General features: G+C 51.0%; 22 protein-coding genes and 1 riboswitch. Of the genes, 6 read left to right on the top strand and 16 right to left on the bottom strand.

Annotation, left to right across the window (positions count from 1 at the left end; genetic code table 11):
* The first annotated feature begins 174 nt into the window (after positions 1-174).
* Together PRIO_RS13280 and PRIO_RS13275 are read left to right on the top strand one after the other, a co-directional pair.
* Entirely contained in the window at positions 175-945 is a 771-nt protein-coding gene (locus PRIO_RS13280; RefSeq protein ID WP_039839497.1) for a DeoR/GlpR family DNA-binding transcription regulator, read from the top strand.
* 61 nt (positions 946-1,006) lie between these two features.
* Positions 1,007-1,471: a MarR family winged helix-turn-helix transcriptional regulator gene (locus tag PRIO_RS13275; protein WP_020432624.1), complete on the top strand. Its 465-nt coding sequence runs from the start codon at positions 1,007-1,009 to the stop codon at positions 1,469-1,471.
* A gap of 65 nt (positions 1,472-1,536) precedes the next feature.
* On the opposite strand, the gene PRIO_RS13270 is transcribed toward PRIO_RS13275, so the two are convergent.
* The 11 genes from PRIO_RS13270 to PRIO_RS13220 all read right to left on the bottom strand — a co-directional run bounded on the left by PRIO_RS13270 (position 1,537) and on the right by PRIO_RS13220 (position 13,274).
* A complete protein-coding gene (locus PRIO_RS13270; protein ID WP_020432623.1) occupies positions 1,537-3,405 on the bottom strand; it encodes an LTA synthase family protein in 1,869 nt (622 codons plus the stop codon).
* A gap of 237 nt (positions 3,406-3,642) precedes the next feature.
* The gene (locus PRIO_RS13265; protein WP_020432619.1) at positions 3,643-4,470 is read right to left on the bottom strand and encodes an alpha/beta fold hydrolase; all 828 of its coding nucleotides are present in this window, start codon (positions 4,468-4,470) and stop codon (positions 3,643-3,645) included.
* 7 nt (positions 4,471-4,477) lie between these two features.
* Positions 4,478-4,635, bottom strand: a riboswitch (cyclic di-AMP (ydaO/yuaA leader).
* A gap of 23 nt (positions 4,636-4,658) precedes the next feature.
* Positions 4,659-5,030: a monovalent cation/H(+) antiporter subunit G gene (gene mnhG / locus PRIO_RS13260; RefSeq protein WP_231869947.1), complete on the bottom strand. Its 372-nt coding sequence runs from the start codon at positions 5,028-5,030 to the stop codon at positions 4,659-4,661.
* Positions 5,014-5,307: a Na(+)/H(+) antiporter subunit F1 gene (locus PRIO_RS13255; protein WP_020432615.1), complete on the bottom strand. Its 294-nt coding sequence runs from the start codon at positions 5,305-5,307 to the stop codon at positions 5,014-5,016. Before PRIO_RS13255 ends, mnhG begins: the two co-directional genes overlap by 17 nt.
* Positions 5,304-5,783, bottom strand: a complete 480-nt coding sequence (locus tag PRIO_RS13250) for a Na+/H+ antiporter subunit E (protein ID WP_020432613.1) — start codon at positions 5,781-5,783, stop codon at positions 5,304-5,306. Before PRIO_RS13250 ends, PRIO_RS13255 begins: the two co-directional genes overlap by 4 nt.
* A gap of 6 nt (positions 5,784-5,789) precedes the next feature.
* Positions 5,790-7,265 (bottom strand): Na+/H+ antiporter subunit D, encoded by a 1,476-nt coding sequence (locus PRIO_RS13245; protein ID WP_020432612.1) that lies wholly within the window; start codon positions 7,263-7,265, stop codon positions 5,790-5,792.
* A complete protein-coding gene (locus PRIO_RS13240) occupies positions 7,262-7,597 on the bottom strand; it encodes a Na(+)/H(+) antiporter subunit C (RefSeq protein WP_020432611.1) in 336 nt (111 codons plus the stop codon). The genes PRIO_RS13245 and PRIO_RS13240 overlap by 4 nt, the downstream gene beginning before the upstream one ends.
* A gap of 1 nt (position 7,598) precedes the next feature.
* Positions 7,599-10,499 (bottom strand): Na+/H+ antiporter subunit A, encoded by a 2,901-nt coding sequence (locus tag PRIO_RS13235; RefSeq protein WP_231869883.1) that lies wholly within the window; start codon positions 10,497-10,499, stop codon positions 7,599-7,601.
* A 276-nt stretch (positions 10,500-10,775) separates the two neighbouring features.
* The gene (locus tag PRIO_RS13230; protein ID WP_020432607.1) at positions 10,776-11,357 is read right to left on the bottom strand and encodes an NAD(P)H-dependent oxidoreductase; all 582 of its coding nucleotides are present in this window, start codon (positions 11,355-11,357) and stop codon (positions 10,776-10,778) included.
* A 297-nt stretch (positions 11,358-11,654) separates the two neighbouring features.
* A complete protein-coding gene (locus PRIO_RS13225; RefSeq protein WP_039790779.1) occupies positions 11,655-12,077 on the bottom strand; it encodes a MarR family winged helix-turn-helix transcriptional regulator in 423 nt (140 codons plus the stop codon).
* A gap of 141 nt (positions 12,078-12,218) precedes the next feature.
* Positions 12,219-13,274: an AraC family transcriptional regulator gene (locus tag PRIO_RS13220; RefSeq protein WP_020432601.1), complete on the bottom strand. Its 1,056-nt coding sequence runs from the start codon at positions 13,272-13,274 to the stop codon at positions 12,219-12,221.
* Positions 13,275-13,550: 276 nt separating this feature from the next.
* Between PRIO_RS13220 and PRIO_RS13215 the strand changes: the two genes are divergently transcribed.
* Together PRIO_RS13215 and dhaK are read left to right on the top strand one after the other, a co-directional pair.
* Positions 13,551-14,684 (top strand): glycerol dehydrogenase, encoded by a 1,134-nt coding sequence (locus PRIO_RS13215; RefSeq protein WP_020432598.1) that lies wholly within the window; start codon positions 13,551-13,553, stop codon positions 14,682-14,684.
* 7 nt (positions 14,685-14,691) lie between these two features.
* Positions 14,692-16,452, top strand: a complete 1,761-nt coding sequence (dhaK, locus tag PRIO_RS13210) for a dihydroxyacetone kinase subunit DhaK (protein ID WP_020432597.1) — start codon at positions 14,692-14,694, stop codon at positions 16,450-16,452.
* 448 nt (positions 16,453-16,900) lie between these two features.
* Here the strand turns inward: dhaK and PRIO_RS36740 are convergent, their stop codons facing one another.
* The 5 genes from PRIO_RS36740 to PRIO_RS13185 all read right to left on the bottom strand — a co-directional run bounded on the left by PRIO_RS36740 (position 16,901) and on the right by PRIO_RS13185 (position 21,159).
* Entirely contained in the window at positions 16,901-17,116 is a 216-nt protein-coding gene (locus PRIO_RS36740; RefSeq protein WP_052741404.1) for a hypothetical protein, read from the bottom strand.
* A 62-nt stretch (positions 17,117-17,178) separates the two neighbouring features.
* Entirely contained in the window at positions 17,179-18,126 is a 948-nt protein-coding gene (locus PRIO_RS13200; RefSeq protein WP_046501296.1) for an IS110 family RNA-guided transposase, read from the bottom strand.
* A gap of 420 nt (positions 18,127-18,546) precedes the next feature.
* Positions 18,547-19,713 (bottom strand): NAD(P)-dependent malic enzyme, encoded by a 1,167-nt coding sequence (locus PRIO_RS13195; protein ID WP_407944494.1) that lies wholly within the window; start codon positions 19,711-19,713, stop codon positions 18,547-18,549.
* Between the two features lie 199 nt (positions 19,714-19,912).
* Complete coding sequence (locus PRIO_RS13190; protein ID WP_020432506.1) at positions 19,913-20,434, bottom strand: CDP-alcohol phosphatidyltransferase family protein; 522 nt, start codon at positions 20,432-20,434, stop codon at positions 19,913-19,915.
* A gap of 26 nt (positions 20,435-20,460) precedes the next feature.
* The gene (locus PRIO_RS13185; protein ID WP_046502867.1) at positions 20,461-21,159 is read right to left on the bottom strand and encodes a TVP38/TMEM64 family protein; all 699 of its coding nucleotides are present in this window, start codon (positions 21,157-21,159) and stop codon (positions 20,461-20,463) included.
* 155 nt (positions 21,160-21,314) lie between these two features.
* Here PRIO_RS13185 and PRIO_RS13180 point away from each other — a divergent pair, with 155 nt between their 5' ends.
* Positions 21,315-22,013, top strand: a complete 699-nt coding sequence (locus PRIO_RS13180) for a response regulator transcription factor (protein WP_046502863.1) — start codon at positions 21,315-21,317, stop codon at positions 22,011-22,013.
* Positions 22,006-23,322 carry a sensor histidine kinase gene (locus tag PRIO_RS13175; protein WP_020432514.1) on the top strand — a complete coding sequence of 439 codons (1,317 nt, stop codon included), beginning with the start codon at positions 22,006-22,008 and terminating at the stop codon, positions 23,320-23,322. The genes PRIO_RS13180 and PRIO_RS13175 overlap by 8 nt, the downstream gene beginning before the upstream one ends.
* The last annotated feature ends 33 nt before the right edge of the window (positions 23,323-23,355 follow it).

Genomic DNA, 23,355 nt, shown 5'->3' with positions numbered 1-23,355 from the left:
CTCCTCCTATCATAAAATCATAATCATGTGATGTCAACATAAAACCACATTTTATTGTGTATTTTTGTGGTTTTCGAAATCTGAATGTGGATTGTTCTGTGGAATTCCCTTTTATTTATTCTTCGCTTTATAGTAAAATAGAGAAAAAAATCAACTATGCAGGAGGCCGTCTTCGTGAGAGCGTTCGAACGCCGTGAACTCATTATCAATAAGCTGTACCGCCACAAAAAAGTCCATGTCGCTGACCTGGCCCAGGATTTCGATGTTTCCGAAGAAACGATCCGCAGAGATCTGGAGAAGCTGGACAAAGAGGGCATTGCGAAAAAAAGCTATGGCGGGGCCATCCTGAATGTCCACACCAACGAGGACCCTTCCTACTCTCACAGACATGCGGTGAATATCGAAGCCAAACGGGCCATTGCCGAAAGTGTCCTGGACCTGATCAATGACGGTGACAGCCTGATGACAGATACCAGCTCTACCGCCTTCGAGGCGCTGAAGAAAATTACCGAAGCCAAAAAAAACCTGACGATCATTACCAATTCACTGGTTGTCCTGTCCGAGTTTCAGCATTCCGGGCACAAGCTGATTTCCACCGGCGGTGTGCTGGGAGCGGAGACCAACTCTTTTGTCGGGCCGAGCGCTTCCCATACCATTCAGCGGTATAACGTGGACGCGGCGCTGTTCAGCTGCAAAGCCCTCTCGATGACGGGGGGACTAAGCGATTCCAATGAAGCCGAAAGCGAGCTTAAGATTCTTATGCGGCAGCAGGCGAGCAAAGCCGTCCTTCTGGCCGACCATTCCAAGTTTGACCGGATTGCTTTTGTCAGGCTGTTTAGCTTTGACGAGATTGATTATATCGTTACCGACGGGAAGCCCTCGGACGAGTGGATCTCTTTTCTGAACAAATACCAGGTATCGCTTCTTCATAATCCCGCAGAGTAAGCTTTATTTTATTTCAGCACATGCCCTATAATTAGAGGAAACAAGTCCATGAGGTGTACAGATGAACGAAGACAGATATGACAAAATCGACGAGCTGATGGAAGCCTTTCAGCAATTCTCCAAGATCAACTGGCAGAAGAACAATCCATCGCTGCTAAAGCCCAGTGAAATACGCGTGCTGATCACGATCAGATTAGGGACCGAGAAATCCGGGAAGCCGGTGCTTACCGTCTCCGACATCAGCAAAATGCACAAGGTCACCTCCCCCACCATCACCCAAATGGTGAACAGCCTGCTGGCACAGGGCTATGTGGTCCGCACCAGCGATGCCCAGGATAAGCGGGTCAGCGGGATTGCTCTGACAGACAAAGGCGTACGTTTGGCCGATGCTGCTATTGCCAGAATCCGTGATACGTTCAAGGGGATGATTGACTATCTCGGCAAGGAGCGCAGCAGAGCGCTGATTGAGCTGTTGAACGGGGTCTATCACTATTTTGAAGAAATCAACGGGCAGCTGGAGGACTGAGAAAAATTAATTTCCGCACAAAAAAAAGTAAGCACAGGGCAAGCCCCATACTTACTGTTTCGGGATTACTGCTGGTCCGGCCGGTCCGGCAATTGCAGCAGATAGCTGTTCGACATGTTCAGCAGCCGCTCCGCAGCTTCGAACTGCGCTTCTGTAGAGCCGCCCTGGACGACCGAATTATCGCTTAGACTATAGTTGCTTCCATCCGCGTAATCATTCCCCGTCAGATAAATGCTCGTATTATTCACAAAGGAGCCTGTAGGCAGGAAATGTCTGAACGGGATCAGGTTCGATGCCGAGTTGAGCAGATCCTCCCCGAAATGCAGCTGATTCTGCAGCGGCACGCCCAGCAAATTGGATACTGTCGGCAGAATATCAATCTGTCCGCCCGTCCGGTCCACAACCGCAGGCAGAGAGCCGCCCGGCGAGTGGACGATGAACGGAATATTGAACATATCCGTATAACCGTACTCATGTCCGATCATTTCTTGCAGCAGAGCCTTCTCATCCTCACCCAGGGTGTACATCGGCACACCTTGATGATCTCCGTAAAACACAATCAGGCTGTCATCCCACAGTCCACTGGTCTTCAGGTCCTCCAGAAACTGCCCCATCGCATAGTCGGCATAATTCTGGGCTTGAATATAATCCCCCAGCAGCGTACCTTCTAAGCGCTCCGGCAGCTTCATCTTGAACTTCTCCCCGGGGATGCGGAACGGATGGTGGGCGCTCATGGAAATGACCATCGCATAGAACGGCTGATCCTTGGCGTCAAGTGCGGCCAGCTCCGGTACCGTTTTGGCGAACAGCACCTCATCCGAAGATCCGAATGCGATATGATCATCATCGCCATAGAAGCTCTGGTCATAATACTTGTCAAAGCCTATCGCCTGGTACAGGGCCTTGCGGTTCCAGAATTCCACACTGTTGGTGTGAAAAGTAGCTGTAAAATAACCGTTCGCACTCAGCAGCTTCGGCAGGCTGGGCACGGATTTGTTCATATAAGGCGATGACGTTGCCGGTTCATTCTTGGGCACATAAAATGAGGAGTTCACCACGAACTCGGCATCCGAGGTCGTCCCCTGGCCCGCATTGGTGTAAAAATTATTGAAGTACGTATTGCTGTGCGCCAGCTTGTTGATGTTCGGCGTGATCTCCTGCCCGTCAATGGTCAGTCCGATCAGAAAGTTCTGGAACGATTCCATCTGCACGATAATCAGGTTTTTGCCCTTGTCGGCCCCGGCGTACTGCGGCTGCTGCGGGGGTTGAACCCCTTTAACCGTATCCACGGCCTGTTGGGTAATCTCCTTGCTGTCTATAAGCTCTTCCTTCTCCGTGCTGTCTGCAAACAGCGTGTAGACTTCATAGTTCAGAATCCCCATGCTCTCCGCTTTTTTGATCTCGTTCATGCTCGCATGGTTAGGCCAGATATTGAAGAAGCACAGCGCGAGCGAAACGGCGGCCACGGTAAGCAGGACTGGGCGGCTGATGCGGTATGTGCCTCTCTCCTTCCATTTGGCAATATATTTGGGCCGGAACATAAAGAACAGGAAAAAGACGATATCCACAAAAATAAACAGATAATACGGCGTAATCAGGGAATAGGTGCTCTCTCCGACCTTAGTAACCTTATCCGCTTGCTGCAGTGCATGATAGGTCGCAATCACACCATAATATTTGTAATACATCAGGACGGCAAAATAAATCACCGTGATGAACAAATTCGCAATCATGTAGTACAGAATCTTCCGTTTGGAGGACAGCCATTCAATCAGACTGAACACAATGATGAAAAAGGGAATTTCGGTGAAGACCATACTCCAGTTCGGACCGTCGCTGAACACGACAAACCAGGCCACGGCGCTTTTGAGCAGCAGCACGAAGGTGAATAATAGAATCGGCCGGTTTAAAATGCTATTCAATGATTTCTTCATGAAACAATTCATTTCCTTTCAAAAAAAATGATGGACTGCCCCGCTCGTGTTATCAATCCCCTACTGCATTAAATCACAAAGTACATAGGTTATCAACCTATTTGCAGAAATAAAAACACACTGCTAATTATATATGCGCACCAAAAAAACGGAAGCCCAAAAACATCACATGATGTTCCGGACTGCCGTTTTTTTGCGGTTGGCCTATGCATGGCTGGACAGCGGTAAGGAGCTGAGTCATCCGCCGCCCTCCAGCCCGTCAGCCCGCTGATGAATGGCATGCTGGTCGATCAGGAAATTTAACAGCAGGCGGTTAAAATGCTGCGGCTGGCACAGATGGCTGGGGTACATGGCATCATCCAGCACCACGAGCTGCGCCGATGGCAGCATGGAGGCGTTCTTGCTCGCCTGCGCCAGTCTCCACTCATTCTGGCTTCCCGTTACACACAGCACAGGAACCTGCAGCTTGGCCGCATAGGCAAGAATGTCAATCTGGCGCAGGGCAATCCGCTGTTTGATCCCTTCGGTTGGCCGTTTATGCAGCAGCTCATTCCGGAGGATATGATAAGCGGGCAGCCATTTGTTATAGGCGATTCTCAGGGAGCGCAAAAGCAGCTCAGGCGGCAAATAATACGACATCCATGAGCATCTCTCAACAATTCCCCATATCCGATTATTTATCGTGGAATCATGTCCGCTCGAACAGTTGTCCACCAGCACCAGCGCACGCACCAGCTCCGGGTTCTGCACAGCGAATTTCTGGGCCAGCACACCCCCTCCGGAGCTTGCGACGAGAATCACACTCAGCAGCCCCAGACGGCGGAGCAGCTCCTTCAAATCCTCACACTGGGTATCCAGAATGCGGTGAACCTCGACATCCATTTTTCCGGACAACCCGTTCCCTCTCAGATCCATAACAATCACTTGAACACGGTCACGAAAATACTCAATTTGCGGCTCAAACAGATGATGCGAGGTCAGGTGATCATGAATAAAAACAACCGGCACTCCTGTACCATAGGTTTCGTAGTAGATAGTAGTTCCATTTAGCAGAATTTGCGGCAATCCATTCGTCTCCTCTCTTCTACGCTTACGGGGTTAGCTGACGGATTCGGGCCTGAAGAGTAGCCCTACTCGAATGTTCGAGATTCACCCCTTGGCATGGCAGTTGCAAAACTGCACACGCGGTGGTTCCCCCGCTTCTTTTACAGAATTCAGCGAAAAAGACAATATTCTTTAGTTTACTATTATTTTTACTGCGAGTCATCCTGCTTCGTCTTATTCTTTTCGAGCACCGGCTTCAGATCATCCTGCACACTGCCCTTCCATAATGGCACACCCGAGCGGTAAGCCGCCCGGCCGTTCAGATGCCCTGCAACCGGAGAAGTGATGAAGACGAATACAATCGCGATTAGCAGCTTGATGCTGACTACTTCTATATAGAAGTAAAAAAACAGAAAGGCTCCTGTCAGCACACACAATACACCCAGTGTAGCACTTTTGGTGGCGGCATGGGAACGTAAATAAACATCGGGGAGCCGGACCAATCCAAACGCGCTAAGCCCACATATCAATGCGCCCAGCAATACCAGTATCGCAATTAGCAGCTCACCGATCAAGCTTATCACCTCCATGCTCCATAACCGCGTCTCTTTCAATATACCTGGCTAAAGCCGCCGTTCCGATAAACGTCAGAATTCCGATCACAAGCACCATATCAAAATAATCCTCTGTCCTCTGCTGCATGCCCAGCACCGCGATCACGGCCAGCAGATGAATGCCGATCGTATCCAGCGCAGCAACCCGGTCTGAACGGGTCGGTCCTTGAATCAGCCTGTACAGGCAGGCCAGCATGGCCAGTGCCAGGATCGTCAGCGCAATATTAAGCAATAGCGGAATCATAGCCGGGTCACCTCCATTATTGCTTTTTCAAAGGTTCCTTCGATCTGGCGGGAGAGCTGGCCGGCATCCTCAATATCCATAGCGTGAATATAGAGGGTCCGGCCGCTGCCCGACACTTCCAGCGTTAGTGTCCCCGGTGTCAGACAGATCAGGCAGGAGAGCAAGGTGACCTCAAAGTCGGACCGGAGTGCAGTTTCATAAGCGAAGATGCCCGGGCGGACCGCCAGTTTGGGACTGAGGATTTGCCGGATGACCGCAAAGCTGGACCAGACCAGTTCCCGCAGAAACAGCGCCAGCAGCTTCACTATGGACCACACCCGTTTCAAATATAAAGGTTCAGGGAGGAACCTGCGCAGCACCAGCAGAATTCCGCAGCCCAGCAGATAGCCGATTACAAAGCCTGAGCCTGACCCGTCGCCGCTCAGCATCATCCACAGAAACGCAGTCATCAGGTTTAATAAGATTTGAACAGCCATCTTCATCTACTCCTTCAATACAGCTTCGATATACAGACCGGGAGAACCAAGCACATCCCCTGCCTGTGATACATAGGTATTCACCCGCTCTGTTCCAAGGCCCATCAGGATGACCAGAACGAGGAGTCCGGCGGCCACCGCCGTCCCGCTTTTTAGATTAATCTTGGGCGGTTCCGTGTCCGGCGTATTGCCCCAGAAGGCCAGTCTGAACACCTTGATCAGCGAGTACAGCACGAGCAGGCTGGAACCCAGCCCGATGAGGGATAATGTCAGCATTCCTGCATCCAGTCCTCCCCGGATGATCAGCACTTTGCCGGGAAAGCCGCTGAAGGGAGGGATACCGGCAAGTGCCAGTGCCAGCGCGAAAAAACTCCAGCCCAGCAGCGGATAACGCCGGATCAGTCCCCCCATACGCTCAAGCCGGTCCGTACCGGCAGCGGCAATCATCAACCCTCCGAGAACGAACATGAGGGCCTTGCCCAGCATATCGTGCAGCAGATAAAAGACCGCACCATCCAATGCATCCGGTGTTCCCGCCGACAATCCGAATGCCACAAAACCCATACTGACAATGACGTTGTAGTTGAGGATGCGGGGGATATCACTATAAGCCACGGCCCCCAGTGCGCCCAGAACCATTGTAGCCGCCGCCATCCAGGCGATCCAGCCGTTCGTAAAATCAGGATCTCCGGCAAAGATAAGTGTAAAAGTCCGGATAATGGCGTACATCCCCACTTTGGTCAGCAGCGCTCCGAATAAGGCCCGGACTGCGGCTGGCGGCGCACTGTAAGAGCCGGGAAGCCAGAAGAACAGGAACAGCCCGGCCTTCAGCGCAAAGACGATCAGGAACAGTACAGCGACCACATTCAGGACACCGCCCTGCCCGGCCTCGGCAATGCGCTGGGACAAATGAGCCATATTCAGTGTGCCCGCCGCTGCATACAGGTAAGCGACTGCGGCTACAAAAAGCGCTGAAGACACAATATTAATCAACAGATATTTAGTGGTTTCCCGAAGCTGCCGCTTCGTACCGCCCAGGGATAGGAGTGCGTAGGACGAGATCAGCATCACTTCGAAGAATACAAACAGATTGAAGATGTCACCCGTCAGAAAAGAACCGTATACGCCTGCGAGCAGAAAATGAAAAAAAGTATAGTAATAGAATCTTTCCCGCTCCGCACCGATGCTGGTGAAGGAATACAGCAGAATCCCCAGGCTCACCACCGACGCCGTCAATACCAGCAGTGCTGCAAACATGTCTCCTACAAACACAATGCCATAAGGCGGAGCCCAGCCCCCCATGTGCAAGGTTTGTATGCCCTCATGATGGATGCGTGCGGCCAGCATAACCGACACAACAAGATTCAGAATTCCGCCCAGGGTGCTTATCCACCGCTGCACCAGCACCTGCTCTTTCAGAAACATCAATAGAACAGCCGTACACAGGGGGATCAGAACCGGCATGACCAAGAGATTATTCATTGCTCCTCCTCCCGGACGTTATCCATTTCATCGGTCCCGTGAGCCTGGTACGCACGGTAGGCCAGCACGAAGAAGAACGCCGTAACCCCGAAGCTGATCACGATGGACGTCAGAATCAGCGCCTGCGGCAGCGGGTCTGCGTAGGCATCCGCCTTGCCGCCTAATACGGGAGCTGCCCCTTTTTTTAGTCCGGCCATAGTCAGGAGAAGCAGATGGACGCCATGCGTAAGCAGGGAAGTACCGAGTACAATCCGCAGCAGGGTTTTGGACAAAATCAGATACACGCCGACCGTAAATAAAATGCCAACCGCCAGTGCCATCATCCATTCCATTTCACTCATCCCCTCCTATGCTAAAAATAATGTTCATGGTCACGCCGATGACTGCCAGATATACTCCCAGATCGAAGAGAACCGCTGTCGCAAGCTCCGTATCTCCAAGCAGCGGCAGATCAAAATGCCCGAAGGAATGGCTCAGAAACGGTGCGCCAAAAGCAAAAGAGCCTGCCGCTGTCAGAATTGCGGTCAGCAGCCCCACAGCCGTGAGGATGCGGTAATTGACCGGGAGAAATTTGCGGACCGTATCCATGCCCAGCGAAATCGCCATCAGAATCAGTCCGGAAGATGTCATCAAAGCGCCGATAAAACCTCCACCGGGATGATTATGTCCGGCAAAAAACAAATACAGCGAGAAGGTAAGGATGATCACTACAATCATTTTGGACATCGTCCGCAGAATCACATCATTGCTGCGCAGCGGAAACAGATAGGCAGCCGGTTTATTCTTCGCCGCTGGTCGGACTGTCCCTGGCTCGATTCTCAGATGAACCAGAGCATAAATGCCAAGGGACGCTATGCCGAGAACCATGATTTCAAACAGCGTATCGAAGCCCCTGAAATCTACCAGAATGACATTTACTACATTTTTGCCGCCAGCCAGGGAATAGCTTTCTTTGAGGAAAAAATCCGCGACCGGCGCAAACGGGCTGCTGCCCATCGCCGCCAGTGCAATCAGTGTCATCGTCAGGCCGGCTCCCGCAGCTATAATGAGATTCGTCCATTTAAAGGATGCTTTCTCTTTCTCCTTCTCCCGCTTCAGCTTCGGCAAATATCTGAAACACAGCAGGAACAGAATCACCGACACCGTCTCCACAATCATCTGCGTCAAGGCAAGGTCTGGCGCACGGAAGATCACAAACAGCAGGGTCACCATGTATCCGGCCGCACCTGTGAACAGAATGGCATTTACTCTCGACTTGGCAAAAGGCACGGCAAAGGCTGCTGCCAGCATGACCGCAACCACAGCCGCTTCGTATATCGATACCGGAGCGTAGTCCGCCATGCCCAGGGTTATCCCCTGCGCTCCAAGCAGCGTACTCCCCAGGGCAATGATGAAGAACCCGAAAATGTACAGCAGATAATGCCGGTTGCTGCCGGTCATATAGAGGTTGGTGAAGCGTGCTGATCCGCTTTCCAGTGCGCGAATGCCCATATCATATATGCGGTTAAGGTAATCCTGCCCGTTCTGCTTACGGTCCAGTATCCGCAGTTTGTTATAGCCTCTGTATAGAAGCGTTCCGGTAGCGATCACCCCAAGGGTCATGAAGATTTCCGGAGTCCAGCCATGCCAGAAATGGATCGGAACATGAAGGTTTTCCTCCGGCGGCAGCAGCCCGTATTGAATCGAAGCTACTGCCGGCTCAATTAAGGAGGAGCTTAAGAGGTCCGGGAAAAAGGCGAAGATCACCGCCAGGGAAACTAGCAGCACTGGGGAAAATAATAGCCCCGGCGGCGCTTCATGCGGCACTTTGTCCAGCTTCTCCGGCTGCAGCTTGCCGGTGAACGTCCGGAAGACCAGGATCATGCTGTATACAAAGGTAAATACGCTTGCTATCCAGGCAAGAACCGGAAACAACAGCAGCCAGAACTGTGTACTCCATACATGCAGCTCCCGGATATCAAGCACAGCGGTAAAAAACATCTCTTTGCTGAGGAAGCCGCTGAACGGCGGAAGCCCGGCCATGGACAAGGCGCCGATGAGCGCCACGGAGAAGGTAACCGGCATCAGGGACATTAATCCGCCCAGCTTGCGCAGATCCCTCGTATTCGTCTCGTGGTCTACAATGCCAACTACCATAAACAGGGTTCCCTTGAACACCGCATGGTTGATCAGATGAAAGACAGCCGCCGCAGTAGCCATAGCATAGAATACAGACTCTTCTGTGCCTGAAAAGAAGGCCGCCGCCGAGCCCAGTCCCAGCAGGCACATGATCAAACCCAGCTGGCTAACTGTAGAAAAGGCGAGCATCGCCTTCAGATCGGTTTGCTTAATGGCTTTGAACGAGCCATATAGCAGTGTGACCAGTCCGCACACGGAGACCAGCCAGAACCATTCGGACTGTCCGGCGAAAACGGGCGTCAGCCGTGCCACCAGATACAGCCCCGCCTTGACCATCGTCGCTGAATGAAGATAGGCGCTGACCGGAGTCGGTGCCTCCATGGCATCGGGAAGCCAGATGTGAAACGGAAATTGCGCGGATTTGGTGAACGCTCCCAGCAGAATCAGCAGCATAGCCGGAATGAACACCGGTTCCAGGGACAGCCCGCCGGCTTGCAGGGTAATCTCCCTGATACTGTAGGTTCCGCTCATCACATACAGCAGGTTGAACCCGGCAAACATCGCCAGTCCGCCAAACACGGTGATCAGCATCGACTTGAGCGCTCCGTAGCGCGATCTCTCCCGGCGGTGCCAGAAGGCAATCAGCAGGAAGGACGTAATACTGGTCAGTTCCCAGAACCCGTAGAGCACCATTAAGTTGTCAGACAGCGTGACTCCCAGCATGGCTCCCATGAACATAAGCAGATACATGTAGAAGTTATGGATGGATTCCATCCGCTTTTCCAGATAATAAATCGAATATAAAACTACCAAAGCTCCCATCCCTGTAATCAGCAGGGCGAACAGCAGGCTCAGCCCATCCAGCACCAGGGTAATATCAATCCCCAGCGAAGGCATCCACGCTACCGTGGCCACAGTATTTTCCCCGGATTGAACGGACCGGATCTGCAGCAGGAAATACACAAAAAGAGCCATAGGAGCAGGCAGCACCGCCCACCCAGCGTGAAGACGCGGAATACGCTTGACGAGCGGGATCAGAACAGCCAGCAGAAATGGTATTAAGATTGCAGCATGCAGCACAGCTTCGCACTCCCCCTCTTTCAAATCAGTCATCATCTGCCTTAAATTCCCATAAAAAAACACAAAAAGAGCCCGCTGTTGGCAGGCTCCTCCGGGTAAATCCATATACAATTACATTGATTATATAGGCTACCGGGAAGATTGTAAAGGAACAAGCGGGTCAGCCGTTGGCTTCACCGCCACAAGCGTTATGTACATAACACCTGTAATATCCCCTTTTTCCCGGAAGGTTATTACATAGAATATAGATTGAACTTGAAATCCGTAGTCTTCATTTGGGATAACAATAGTGGATTTGTTGCATGACTGTAGTTAGAATAACGAGGTTACGGTTTCCTCAACCTGGACCAGAATTTCATCCAGAGCGGCCTGTCCGGCTGAAGGGATGCTGCCAAACAGCAAATGCTCCACCATTTCAATGCCCGTAAAGCCGAAAATCCCGCTATCCGATGTAATTTTGAGCCCTGCGGTCATTCCGATTTGATCATAGATCTCTTTTGGTGTGCCGTGTGTATTGATAATAAATCCTTTTTTGCCTGTAAGCAGCTTATCTACCCCAGTTTCCCCATAAGCATATGCGAAACCGTAAGAAAATACCCGGTCCACGTAACCTTTGAGAATGGCTGGCAGCCCTGTCCACCAGATCGGGTAAATAAAAGTCACGACATCCGCTTCAGCAATAAATTTCTGTTCTGTAACAATATCCGCGGGCGTCTGTCCGCTGCGCATTGCTGCAGTATCCTCGGGCTTGAGCACAGGCTGGAAATCAAGAGCGTACAAATCCCGTACAACGACTTCATGGCCCTTCTTCTTCAATGCCTGGACAGTTGTCTCCATAATGGCATGATTAAAGCTCTCTGCATTGGGATGGGCATACACGACTAGATGTTTCATTTTGATTACCTCCGAGTATATTGTTTGGTTGAACAGCATATAAAGAGTGAACTTAAGATATTTACATTAGGGACTTCGTCGGGACTACGGAGAATGTTTGGACTTCCGGCCGCTGTTGTCTGCAGATTTCTTGATTATTACCGCACTTCGCGGTGGAAATCCGCAGACAAAGGCGGACGCTTTCGCTCCTACAGTTCCAAACTTCCCCTCCATCCCTTTTCCCTTTTGTTAGCTTCTCATATTCACTTTATATAACAATTATTTTAGATAGATATCTATATATTTATGCAAAAAAAATTAGAATCTTCTATATATATGTTCCAATAGAAACTCAAGGTCCTCCCGCTGTCCGGGATTTAGGCCTCCATATATGGCTTCATTCAGCTTATCCGATATTTCCTGGAAGGCTGGCTTCAGCGCCAGGCTCTTATCCGTAAGCTTAATAAAAGTAACTCTGCTATCCTCCCCTCTTTTTATTCTGTCCACATAGCCCAGCCGTTCCAATTTGTTAACAAGAACAGTTACTGTAGGCTGTGTGAGGTGAACTTTGTTCGCAAGCTCCTTAATAGACAAGCCATCCTGCTGAAACAGCAGACCCAGCACATCTCCATGCGAAGGGACGATATCCCCGATGCCCCGTTTCTCAAGCTCTGACACAATCATCTTGTGTGCCTCTGAGCGGATCTTGCTGATGAGCGACAATGCATTATAGTTAGGCATGGCTTCATTATACATAGATATCTATATAATATCAAGCATCGAAACCGTGGACCTGCTGTATACCTGCAACCACAAGCTGTTCACCACTAAGGGAAGCTATATGCAAAATGTTCTTCAAGCTCTGCTACGCTGACGGCATGTTTAGCCCTGCTCACCTTTGATAAATGAGCGGTAGGCTGCAGGGGTGCGCTGTTCGTATTTTTTGAAAATTTTGATAAAATAGCCGGCATCGCAAAAACTCAGATGATCGCTGATCTCATTAACCGACAGCCCGGTCGTTTCCAGCAGCTGCTTGGCCTGTCCGATTTTGAGCCGAGAGACATAAGCCGAGAAGTTCTCTCCGCTCTCCCGCACGAACAACCGGCTGAAATAACTGGGGCTGATGTGACAGAGCCGGGCCATCGCCTCAAGAGAGAAATTCTCATGCTTGTTGCTGTAGATAAAATCGAAGGCCGGCTGAAGCGTTGGGTTTGTACAGGTGACAACGGATAGGTCTGGAATGACCGCTGCATTGTTCCCGCTTTCTATGAGTGAAGCGGAATCGGACAGCTCTTGCTGCACCGCTTGAGGTGCAGGACAGGACGAATCTGCCAGCGTTTTGTGGGGCAGTATATCTACGGGTGATGCAGCGAGGGCCTGCCGGTACAAATCCATAATTTCATTTTTCCGGCTTGCTTCTTCAACGATATAATTGCACAGATGGGACAGCATTTCGGCGATGGTGACCACTTGAGCATACGGCATAACGGGCAGCTGCTCATACTCCTGCCTTAATGCTGCGAATGTCCCGGCGCTCTCCGGTGTTGCCGGGCGGGTTACAATCTGCTCCAGCCGTGATCCGTCATTGTCCGCAAGCCGGACCTGCCCTGCCATCACAGCTCCGACATATTGATTGTCCACCGTAATGGGTATAGCTATATCCAGAATGCTGAAGTGGCATAAATACACATAAGGTTCATTCAGCCGGACCGCCTCCAGTCCGCCGCGCGCATCACATTTCTGGCAGTAGGAGGACAGCTCGGCATCCTGGCGTACCGCCTGGCAGAAGGCTTGGCAGCGGCTGTGCCGGGTAACCGGAACTCCTTTGTAATCGACGGTAATGATCGCCATTTGTGTGACGAGGGACAGTGAATCCTGCAAAGCCTGCCATTTCTCAAGATCAATAATCGACTTCAGATCATATTTGGATAACATCATAGCCGTTTGTCTCCATCCCCGGCAAATATGCCTGTTCTATACTGAATTATAGCGAAACCAGGCATAAGAGAACAAGATAATTATATTTTTCTGGCGGATGACAAAAATTTACGATCTGAAAACGCTTAAATCTGTCAATTTCCTTCCATGCATCTAATTTAGCCCGTGTCTATAATGAGGATAGGCTCACAAAACTTAGCGTATGCTTCCGAAGCGAGTTTTGTACGAAGTGTATTCAGGAAGTTAAGCTTACAAAACTTTTAGGAGGAAAAAGCCATGAGAAAAGTGTTCATCAGCCCGACCAAATATATTCAGGGGGAAGACGAGCTGCTTAACCTGGGGTATTTTGTGAAGACCTTCGGAGACTCCGCCCTGCTGATTGCCCACCCCGATGATGTGCAGCGGGTCAAGGCCAAGCTGGATGCCACCAGCAGCAAGTTCGGTATTACCCTGATTACGGGAAATTTCCAGGGAGAATGCTCCCGCCAGGAAGTGGCCAGGCTGCAGGCCTTGGCCCGTGAACATGCTTGTGCCTGTACGATTGGCCTCGGGGGAGGCAAAGCCATCGACACGGCAAAATGCGTAGCCGAAGGCGATGCCTTGATCATCGTTCCCACTATTGCGGCAACGGACGCTCCTACCAGCCATTCTGCGGTCCTCTATACACCGGAAGGCGCTTTTGACGACTATGCTTATTTCAAGCAAAGCCCCTCCGTGGTCATGATCGATACAACCATCATCGCTGAAGCCCCTACCCGATTCCTGGTGTCCGGCATGGGGGACGCTTTGTCCACCTATTTTGAAGCCCGGGCCACTGCGCGATCCTTCTCCAATGTCAATGCCGGGCTTCCCTGCGGTGTGCGCGAAGGCGTGAGCCAAGAAGCCAAAGGAACCAAGGCCGCGCTTGCGCTGGCCCGCGTATGCTACGAAACCCTGCTAGAGGATGGCGTCAAGGCCAAGCTGGCCTGCGATCAGAATGTTGTGACCCCGGCACTGGAAAACATTATCGAAACCAACATCCTGCTGTCCGGCCTCGGTTTTGAGAGCAGCGGACTTGCCGCAGCCCATGCCATCCACAACGGACTGACGGTTCTGGAAGGCAGCCATCATTATTACCATGGCGAGAAAGTGGCCTTCAGTACCTTGGCCCAGCTGGTGCTGGAGAATGCGGACAGCCGTGAAATCCAGGAAGTGCTTGCTTTCTGCGCTTCCGTAGGCCTTCCTGTGTGCCTGGCTGATATCGGCGTCCACTCGATCACCAGGGAAGAGCTGCTGGAAGTGGCCCGCAAAGCCTGCATTCCGGAGGAATCAATCCACTCGATGCCGTTCCCGGTGACACCGGAAGCAGTCGCCGCAGCGATTACCGTTGCCGACCAGTTGGGTCATGCCTTCAAGAAAGGCAAGGTGTAAACGCACTATGAAAAAGATAATCAATCAGCCGGAAACCTTAGTCCGCGAAATGGGCAGCGGCATGGTGATGGCCCATCCGGAGCTGGCTTTTGACCGCAAATACAAGATCATCGCCAAAAAAGCGCTCAACGGGGACAAGGTCACCCTGATCAGCGGCGGCGGCAGCGGACATGAGCCCGCCCATGCAGGCTTTGTGGGCCAGGGCATGCTGGATGCCGCGGTGTGCGGGGATGTCTTCGCCTCCCCTTCCCAGATCCAGGTATACCAGGCCCTCCGCAGCACTGCGGGCAGCAAGGGCGCCCTGCTGATCATCAAAAATTACAGCGGCGATATGATGAACTTCCAGAACGCGGCGCAGCTTGCCCGGGAAGACGGCATTGCCGTCGACTACGTGAAGGTAGAGGACGATATCGCGGTAGAAGACAGCCTGTATACTGTCGGCAGACGCGGTGTGGCCGGAACCCTGTTCGTGCACAAGGTCGCCGGGGCCGCAGCAGAGGCCGGCCTGTCCCTGGAAGAAGTGAAACGCGCAGCCCAGCATGCGGCCGACCGGGTGCGCAGCATCGGCTTTGCTTTTACCTCCTGTACGGTTCCGGCCAAAGGCACCCCCACCTTCCAGCTTGCGGAGGATGAAATGGAATATGGCGTCGGCATCCACGGGGAGCCGGGTATCCGCAGAGAAAAGGTGGTCAGTGCCGGCGAGCTTGCCGGACGCATGACATCCGCTCTGCTGAACAGTCTCCAGCTTGGCGGGGCAGCGGGCCAGGAGGTGGCCGTGCTCGTCAACGGCTTCGGGGCAACGCCGCTGCAGGAATTGTACGTTCTGAACCACGCTGTTATGCGGGAGCTGTCGGAACGCGGCATAACGGTCCGCCGCACGCTCGTAGGCAACTATATGACCAGCATCGATATGGCCGGAGCCTCCGTAACTCTCCTGAAGCTTGACGATGAGCTGAACCAATGGCTGGCCGCCCCGTGTGATACACCGGCCCTGAGAATTACAGGACCTCTCGAACCTATTCTTTATGCCGATCCTTTGGAACGGCAGGCGGAGTCCGGCGAGGTTAGCTATACCAACGAAACTGACCCCGCCCATGCGGTGATCCGGGACGAACGCCTGTCGACAGCCAACATCATCTATCTCGTTGACCAGATGAGTGAAGTGATTATCACGAACGAGGTGCCGTTCTGCGAGCTGGACGCCCATGCCGGAGACGGGGATTTCGGCATGAGTGTGGCTAAAGGCTTCAAGCAGCTCAAGAGCGAGTGGCATGATCTGCTTCAGAATCACGCCACGGACACCGGCAGCTTCCTGCAGGCCTGCTCGCTGATTATTATGGAGCACTGCGGCGGCGCATCGGGCCCGATCTGGGGCTCCGCGTTCCGGGCAGCAGGCAAATCCGCAGGAAATAAGACTTCCCTATTCATTCAGGAAGTCGCTGACATGCTGTCCGCCGCCGTCAAAGGGATTCAAGATACCGGCGAGCGTTCCTTCGGCCGGGGAGCCGTTGTCGGCGACAAGACGCTGATTGACGCCCTCGTTCCCTGCGCCGAAGCGTGGCAGAGCAGTGCAGCGCAGAAAGACACGCTGCATACGGCATTCACCAAGGCCGCCCAAGCCGCCGTTCAAGGTGCCAAAAGCACGGAGGGCATCGTCGCCCGGATGGGCCGGGCGGGAGCCGTCGGCGAACGCAGCATCGGCTACCCGGATGCCGGAGCCTACGCGCTCGGCGTCATCTTCACGGCACTGGCGGAAGCTGTTCGGTAAGCAAGTAGAAACGGCTACGCCGTCCTTATTAGGAGCCTATGCTTCCGAAGCAGCGATACAAAGTATCGCTTTCAGGTACCCGTTTCAACGAGAAATAGAAGGATAATTTATAACGTGAAACATATAAATTCTTATATTTTGAAAAAAAACGGCTGTGCCGTCCTCCACGGGACGCACAGCCGTTTTTTGTTCTAGGGTTCCCTGGAGAACGGCTCCCTGTGAATCCTACGGCAACACTTTAAGTGGAATAAGGTTAACTAATTTGCTGGAGTATCCTGTCCTCGACAGTTCTAAGTGGAAAAAGGGACACTAATTCAGCTCATTTTGCCTTTGGACCAGAAATATAGCCCGATTTATACGAAAATAACTTTGTCGCTTCACAGCTCGAAAGTAAATTTTGCTTTAAAGATCCCCTATATCGGAACTTCATTTTTTTAAAAAGTGGGTATCATGTAATAGGTGTCAGTTCCACTTGGTAGCCTAGCTTTTGAAGTTTTTTAATCAGGTAATTTGCGGTCTGCTCTGGGGTGTTCAGATATTCCGTCCCCAGCTCGGTATAGGGGACTTTATCCCGAAGCATCACATACATGATTCGGATCATCGCATGGGCTAAAGCGACGATGGCTTTCTGTTTTCCTGCCCGTTTCACGATCCGACTGTACATAGCGGAAAGCCGATTATTCTTGGACTTGCTCGCTGCCCAAGCGCACTGGACGAGTACGGCTTTCAGACCTCGGTTCCCGCGTTGGTTCTTTTTACTTTTTTTTTACCGGCGCTCTCATGGTTGGCTGGACACACCCCGACCCAAGAGGCCAGATGAGCTTCACTTGGAAAAGGAGACACGTCGGTACCCAGTTCCGCCACGATGCTCGCCGCGGCATCCGTGCTCACGCCTGGAATGGTATCCAGCAGTTCAATTTCCTTCCTGTATGGTTGCACCAGTTCCTCAATTTCAGCTTCCAACGTCTGCATTTCACTCTCCAGATACTGCAAATGATCCCAATGACGCCGGATCATCTTCCGGTGATGCAGACGTAGTCGGCCGTTCATCGCTTCGACCAGTGAAGGCACCTTCATCTTCAGCCGGGTATGCACCAGCTTGCGGACCTCATGCACCTCCAGCACTTCGCCATTCACAATCGAGTCCAGTAGCGCACGACCGGAAACGCCAAAAAGATCGGAGACATACGTGGTCAGTTTAATGTTGGCATCTTGTAGAATTTTGTGAATCCGGTTCTTTTCTTGCGTCGCGTTTTGCTTAAGCTTGCGCAGATACCGGGTAAGGTCACGCAAATCGCGGATGGGCTCGTCCGGGACAAAGCTTCCCTCAATCAAGCCGCAGCGGTGGAGCTTGGCGATCCACTCGGCATCCTTGACGTCGGTCTTCTTCCCGGGCATATTGCGGATGCGTTGCGGGTTGGCCAGCGTGATCGTACAGGTGCTTTCTAGAATGTTCCACACGGGTTTCCAAAAGACCCCTGTACTTTCCATGGCAATCTCGGTACATCCCTGCTGCTCCAGCCACTCCTGTAATCTCAAAAGCTCGCGGGTCGTGGTTCCAAACGTCTCGATCACGGACTTGGGTTTCTTCTCCAGGGGGCCACTCAGTAGACAAACCACCACCGTCTCCTGATGAATATCCAACCCGGCACAGCGTTCACGAATGGCATCCATATTCCCTACCTCCAAGCTAAAAGTATGCGTGGATCATGCAACCTAAAGAGGTGAAATTTTATACACGTGCTCGTGGCAACACTCGGCGATCCTCGTCGTTGCAGTTGGTCAGATTAGGTTACGGGATGTTTCACCAATATTGAATCGACCTCTGATCCACAGCACGATTTTACCAAATATATACTCTGACTTCACCTGATTTTCATGACCGACGGTGGCCGCCAGGCCATGGGTGATTAGGTTTACTTTTTCCACTTAACCCTCAGGATTTCTTAATTTCCGGAAAAATAAGTTCCCTTTTTCCAACTAGCACCTGCGAAGAAACCGGTAAGTAATTGCTAAAAGGACGGTACCCGTTTTAGCTCTTTATTCTTGCAATCTGCCGGATTGACACTCGCCCGTCCAGCGACTGATACCCTGTTATGTATTCGCCCCGATCAGCAGCTTTTTACGGGCAGCACCGCTATTGAACGCCGCTTCGGCAACGGCAACGCGGATTCGTTCCACCACGCGCGGATCAAAGGCATCCGGAATGATATACGTCTCATGAAGATCCGCAGCATCAATGACCGAGGAAATTGCTTGCGCTGCTGCCAGCTTCATTTCATCGTTGATGTCGGTGGCTTCACAATCCAGCGCCCCTCTGAAAATACCGGGAAAGCACAGCACATTGTTAATCTGATTCGGGTAATCTGAACGGCCTGTCGCCATGACTCTTACATGAGGCGCAGCGATGGCAGGATCGATTTCCGGTGTCGGATTCGCCATGGCGAACACGATGGGGTCCTTGGCCATGTTCAGCACATCCTCCAGCTTCAGCACATCCGGAGCGGAAACCCCGATAAATACATCGGCACCCTTGATCACATCCGACAGCTGGCCCGTTTCCAGGCAGGGATTCGTCATCCGGGCATATTCGTTCCAGTGTGTCCGGCTGTAGGCAACCTGCCGGTTGAGGGCACCTTCCCGATCCACACCGATCAGGTTCACAGCCCCTGCATGGAGCAGCATTTTGGAAACGGAGATGCCTGCTGCACCGATACCGTTGACCACGATTTTAACATCCTTGATGTTTTTGCCGCATACCTTCAGGGCGTTCAGCAGCCCGGCAAGCACAACGATGGCCGTCCCGTGCTGGTCATCATGGAATACCGGAATGTCCAGCTCCTTCCGGAGCCTTTTCTCAATCTCAAAACACCGCGGAGAGGAAATATCCTCGAGATTAATGCCTCCGAATGTAGGGGCGAGTGCTTTTACAATCGCAATAATCTCTTCCGTACCCTTCGTGTCGAGGCAGATGGGCACAGCGTCGACATTGGCGAACTGTTTGAACAGCGCAGCTTTGCCTTCCATCACCGGCATGGCGGCTCTCGGGCCGATATCTCCCAGACCCAGTACTGCAGTTCCATCGGATACCACGGCTACGGTGTTTTTCTTCGTTGTTAGTTCATAGGCCTGCGCCTGATCCTGAGCGATCGCCTGACAGACCTCCGCAACACCCGGTGTATATACCTTGGACAAGTCTTCTTTTGTCCGGATCGGATTTTTTAATGTTGTTTCAAGCTTCCCGCCTTTGTGGAGCAGCATGATTTCGTCCAATAATTCCACAATCGTTCCCCCGTTCAACTGATATACCGCTTGTTCCAACCATTTTCTCTACCTCTATAGTTATCGGCTATATTCATCAGTTTTGCAAGATAATTAACGGCGTTACTGTTGCCGGAATCAACCTCCCCGGACCGGGATTAACAAAGTTGCCACAAGTACCCCAAATGCTTCTGGAGCTTTATCTTTTGTTGAATTTGTATTTGGAGACCATGAAGCAGGCAAGAAACAGCAGCAGCACAACGGAACCCATTGTAAAAGCACTATTGATAGGTGCAGCCAATGAATACACGGCGAGAATAAAACCCGCGACGGTAATGGGCATACCTATAAATACATTATCGAAATGACCGATGTTATATTTGGCCAACCGGTAAGAACCGCTGATGACATACAGCAATAACACACAGATGCCGATTCCTTTAATATGGCCCAGGTTCAGAAAATTGAATTTACAGAATATTAGCAGCGCCGGCGCAACCCCGAAGGAGACCAGATCCGCCAGGGAATCCAGTTCTTTGCCAAGTGTGCTGGATACGTTCAAGAAACGGGCGATTCTGCCGTCATATCTATCCACTACCGCCGCACAGATTAGAAACACCCCGCTGATAAAGTAGCTTCCGCCCACAATCTCAAGAATGGCCAGAACGCCAAAAGATAAGTTCAGGAACGTAAGCACATTGGGTATAGACTTTTTAACCATACTTCTCCTCCGCCTTCAGCAATAAATTATGAACGGCCGGCTCTCTTGCCGGCCCCGAATCTCTGAATCAGCTTATCCTTATAAATCAATCCCAATACAAAAGCCACCACGGCCAGCACGGAAAGGATGATAGTGGAGGTATAATTTTTCTGATAAAGGTTAGCTCCGACTGCTACAGACGCGATCAGCCAGGGCAATCTTCCCGCAAGCAATATTCCGAACAACCTGAGCGGCTTCATCGGCGTCAACCCTGCAATATACACGAGTAAATCCTTCGGCAGTCCGGGAATCAGGAAGAAAACAAACAAAAATACCGAAAAATTCTTTCTCCCCATCATATCTGTCATCCACTTCAGCTTCTTCTTTTCTATTAATCTCCCAATCAGGAAGCCTCCCATAAACCTGGTGAAATAAAAGGCAATAGCGGAGCCCGTCAACATCCCGGCCGTTACATAAATTGTTCCCAGCGTGACTCCATATATGTAGCCTCCGGCAATTTGCACGACCTCTCCCGGAATCGGAGCAATTACGGTTTGGAGGATCTGAAACAGAATTAATACCGCCGGTCCCGCTTTGCCCGTTGAGAGAATATACTTTCGGAATTCATCAAAAGACACGGTCAATTGAAGGATATCCGGCAGATATTTCAGCATCAGAATAACTGCCGTACCTGCCAGTATTAACAATGATATTCTGGTGATTAAAATCTTTCTGGATGGGGCCATAGGTATGTGATCCTTTCTTGCGTAGTGTAGTTAGCAGTATACGAGGAGGATCTTAAGCTTGACCTGAAGAGAATCTTAAGAATTCTTAAGTCCTCTCCATCCGCTAGATTAAATCAATATTGAATTATATACTGAGAGCGAACGGAGGAAGATCAATGAACTATACAACAAATATTCTGATCGCCGATGACAACGATGAAATCCGGGAGATTGTCCGTGTTCTTTTGAAAAGCGAAGGGTTCCATATCATCGAAGCTGTAGACGGAGACGATGCTGTCCATAAGGCCGATGAAACGATAGATTTATTCATTCTGGATATTATGATGCCTGGAAAATCCGGATTTAAGGCATGCGTAGAAATCCGCGAGAAATCAAGCGCTCCAATCTTGTTTTTAACGGCAAAAACGCAGGACTCCGATAAATACATGGCCTTCTCGGCGGGAAGCGATGACTACCTGTCCAAACCGTTTTCTTATACAGAGCTGGTCTCCAGGGTGAAGGCGCTGCTGAGAAGATATTATGTGTACAAAGGGAAGGACAGTGCGCCTTCTTCAGATACAATCCACATTCATGATCTGAGCATCAACACCGCCTCCAATGAGGTGACTATGGCTCAGCAGGAGATTACGCTGACGGAAACCGAATATCAAATTCTGCTGCTGCTGGCACAAAACAGGATGAAAATATTCTCTGCACAAAATTTATATGAGAGCGTGTGGAACGAGCCTTATTTCTATAGCTGCAACAACACGGTCATGGTCCATATCCGCAACCTGAGAAGCAAATTGGAGGCCGATCCGCAGAATCCGGAGTATATCAAAACGGTCTGGGGAAAGGGGTACCGCATTGATTAAGAGGTTTGTATCCGGCAAGCTGAGAATCAAATTAATTCTCTCCCTGTTGTTCTCATTCGCCGTTTCTGTAGGCATCTTCCTATTGCTGCAATTCACTGCGGAAGACATTGCGGAGGACTATTTCGATCAAAGCTCCTTCATCGAGAATCAACAAAATCAAGCCATTGCCGAATTCAAGAAATATGTGTCCGATAACAGGCTGGCCCTGAGCGATCATGAACAGCTAACCAAATGGGCTGGCAAAATGAAATATGTAACGGTCTATCTTTTCAAAGATGATCACCTGGTATACAGTTCGGATCGTGAAGAGGCTGCTGCCGGCAGCGGGAATCACATGATTAACCCGATTCTCAAAGGGATTCCGCTTGTGCCTGTCGCCTTTGCCGACACCAACGTCCAGCTATATATGGAATGCTTTTTTGAATACAAGTATATTAACATCATTGGCTTTGTAACCCTCACCCTCTCCTTTATCTGCTTTATCTGCATCATGCTGTTCTTTATCAACCGGAAAACCTCTTATATCGGAGTACTGGAAAATGAAATCAAAATACTGGAGGGGGGCTATCTGGATTACCCCATTACGGTCAGCGGCGATGATGAGCTGTCTTCACTGGCCCAAAGCATCAATGAAATGAGAAAGTCGTTTATGGAAAGACTGAACAGCGAGGAACGGGCGAGGTTGGCCAACAGTGAACTGGTCACGGCGATGTCGCATGATCTGAGAACACCGCTCACTGCGCTTGTAGGTTATCTGGATATCATTGCGTACCAGAAATATGGCACCGAAGACAACCTGAACAAGTATATTCACAACAGCCGTGAAAAAGCCTATCAAATCAAAACGCTGTCAGACCAATTGTTTGAGTATTTTACAGTGTTCAATACCGATGAGGGTGATTTGGCGCTGGACACCTTCGACGGGATGCCACTGATCGATCAGCTGATCGATGAGCAGCTTCTGGGACTGCAGAATCACCGGATTCAGTTTGAGTATCTTCCATGCGGCACCCCCTTTCAGATCGACATCAATTTGACAGCTATGCGCAGAGTGTTCGATAATCTGTTCTCCAACATTACAAAATATGCCGGCACCTCAAAACCAGTAATCATTAAATGCTGTATTGCCAATCAAAAGCTGCGGTTGGATATTCAAAATCACATTGGCCCTAATCCGGAAACGATAGACAGCACAGGAATCGGCATGAAAACCTGCGAGAAAATTATCAGGCAGCACAAGGGGTCCCTGGCGGTCACCCGAACCGAAGATATCTATTCTGCCTGCATCCATTTGCCTGTAAAGGCCTGAGCGTCCGCCGTTCAGGACCTGCACTCCCATAAA

Source organism: Paenibacillus riograndensis SBR5 (genome assembly GCF_000981585.1).
In the GTDB taxonomy this organism is placed as follows: domain Bacteria; phylum Bacillota; class Bacilli; order Paenibacillales; family Paenibacillaceae; genus Paenibacillus_AQ; species Paenibacillus_AQ riograndensis.
Note: the sequence above shows the minus strand (reverse complement) of the source record. Positions and strands in the feature narration are given on the sequence as shown.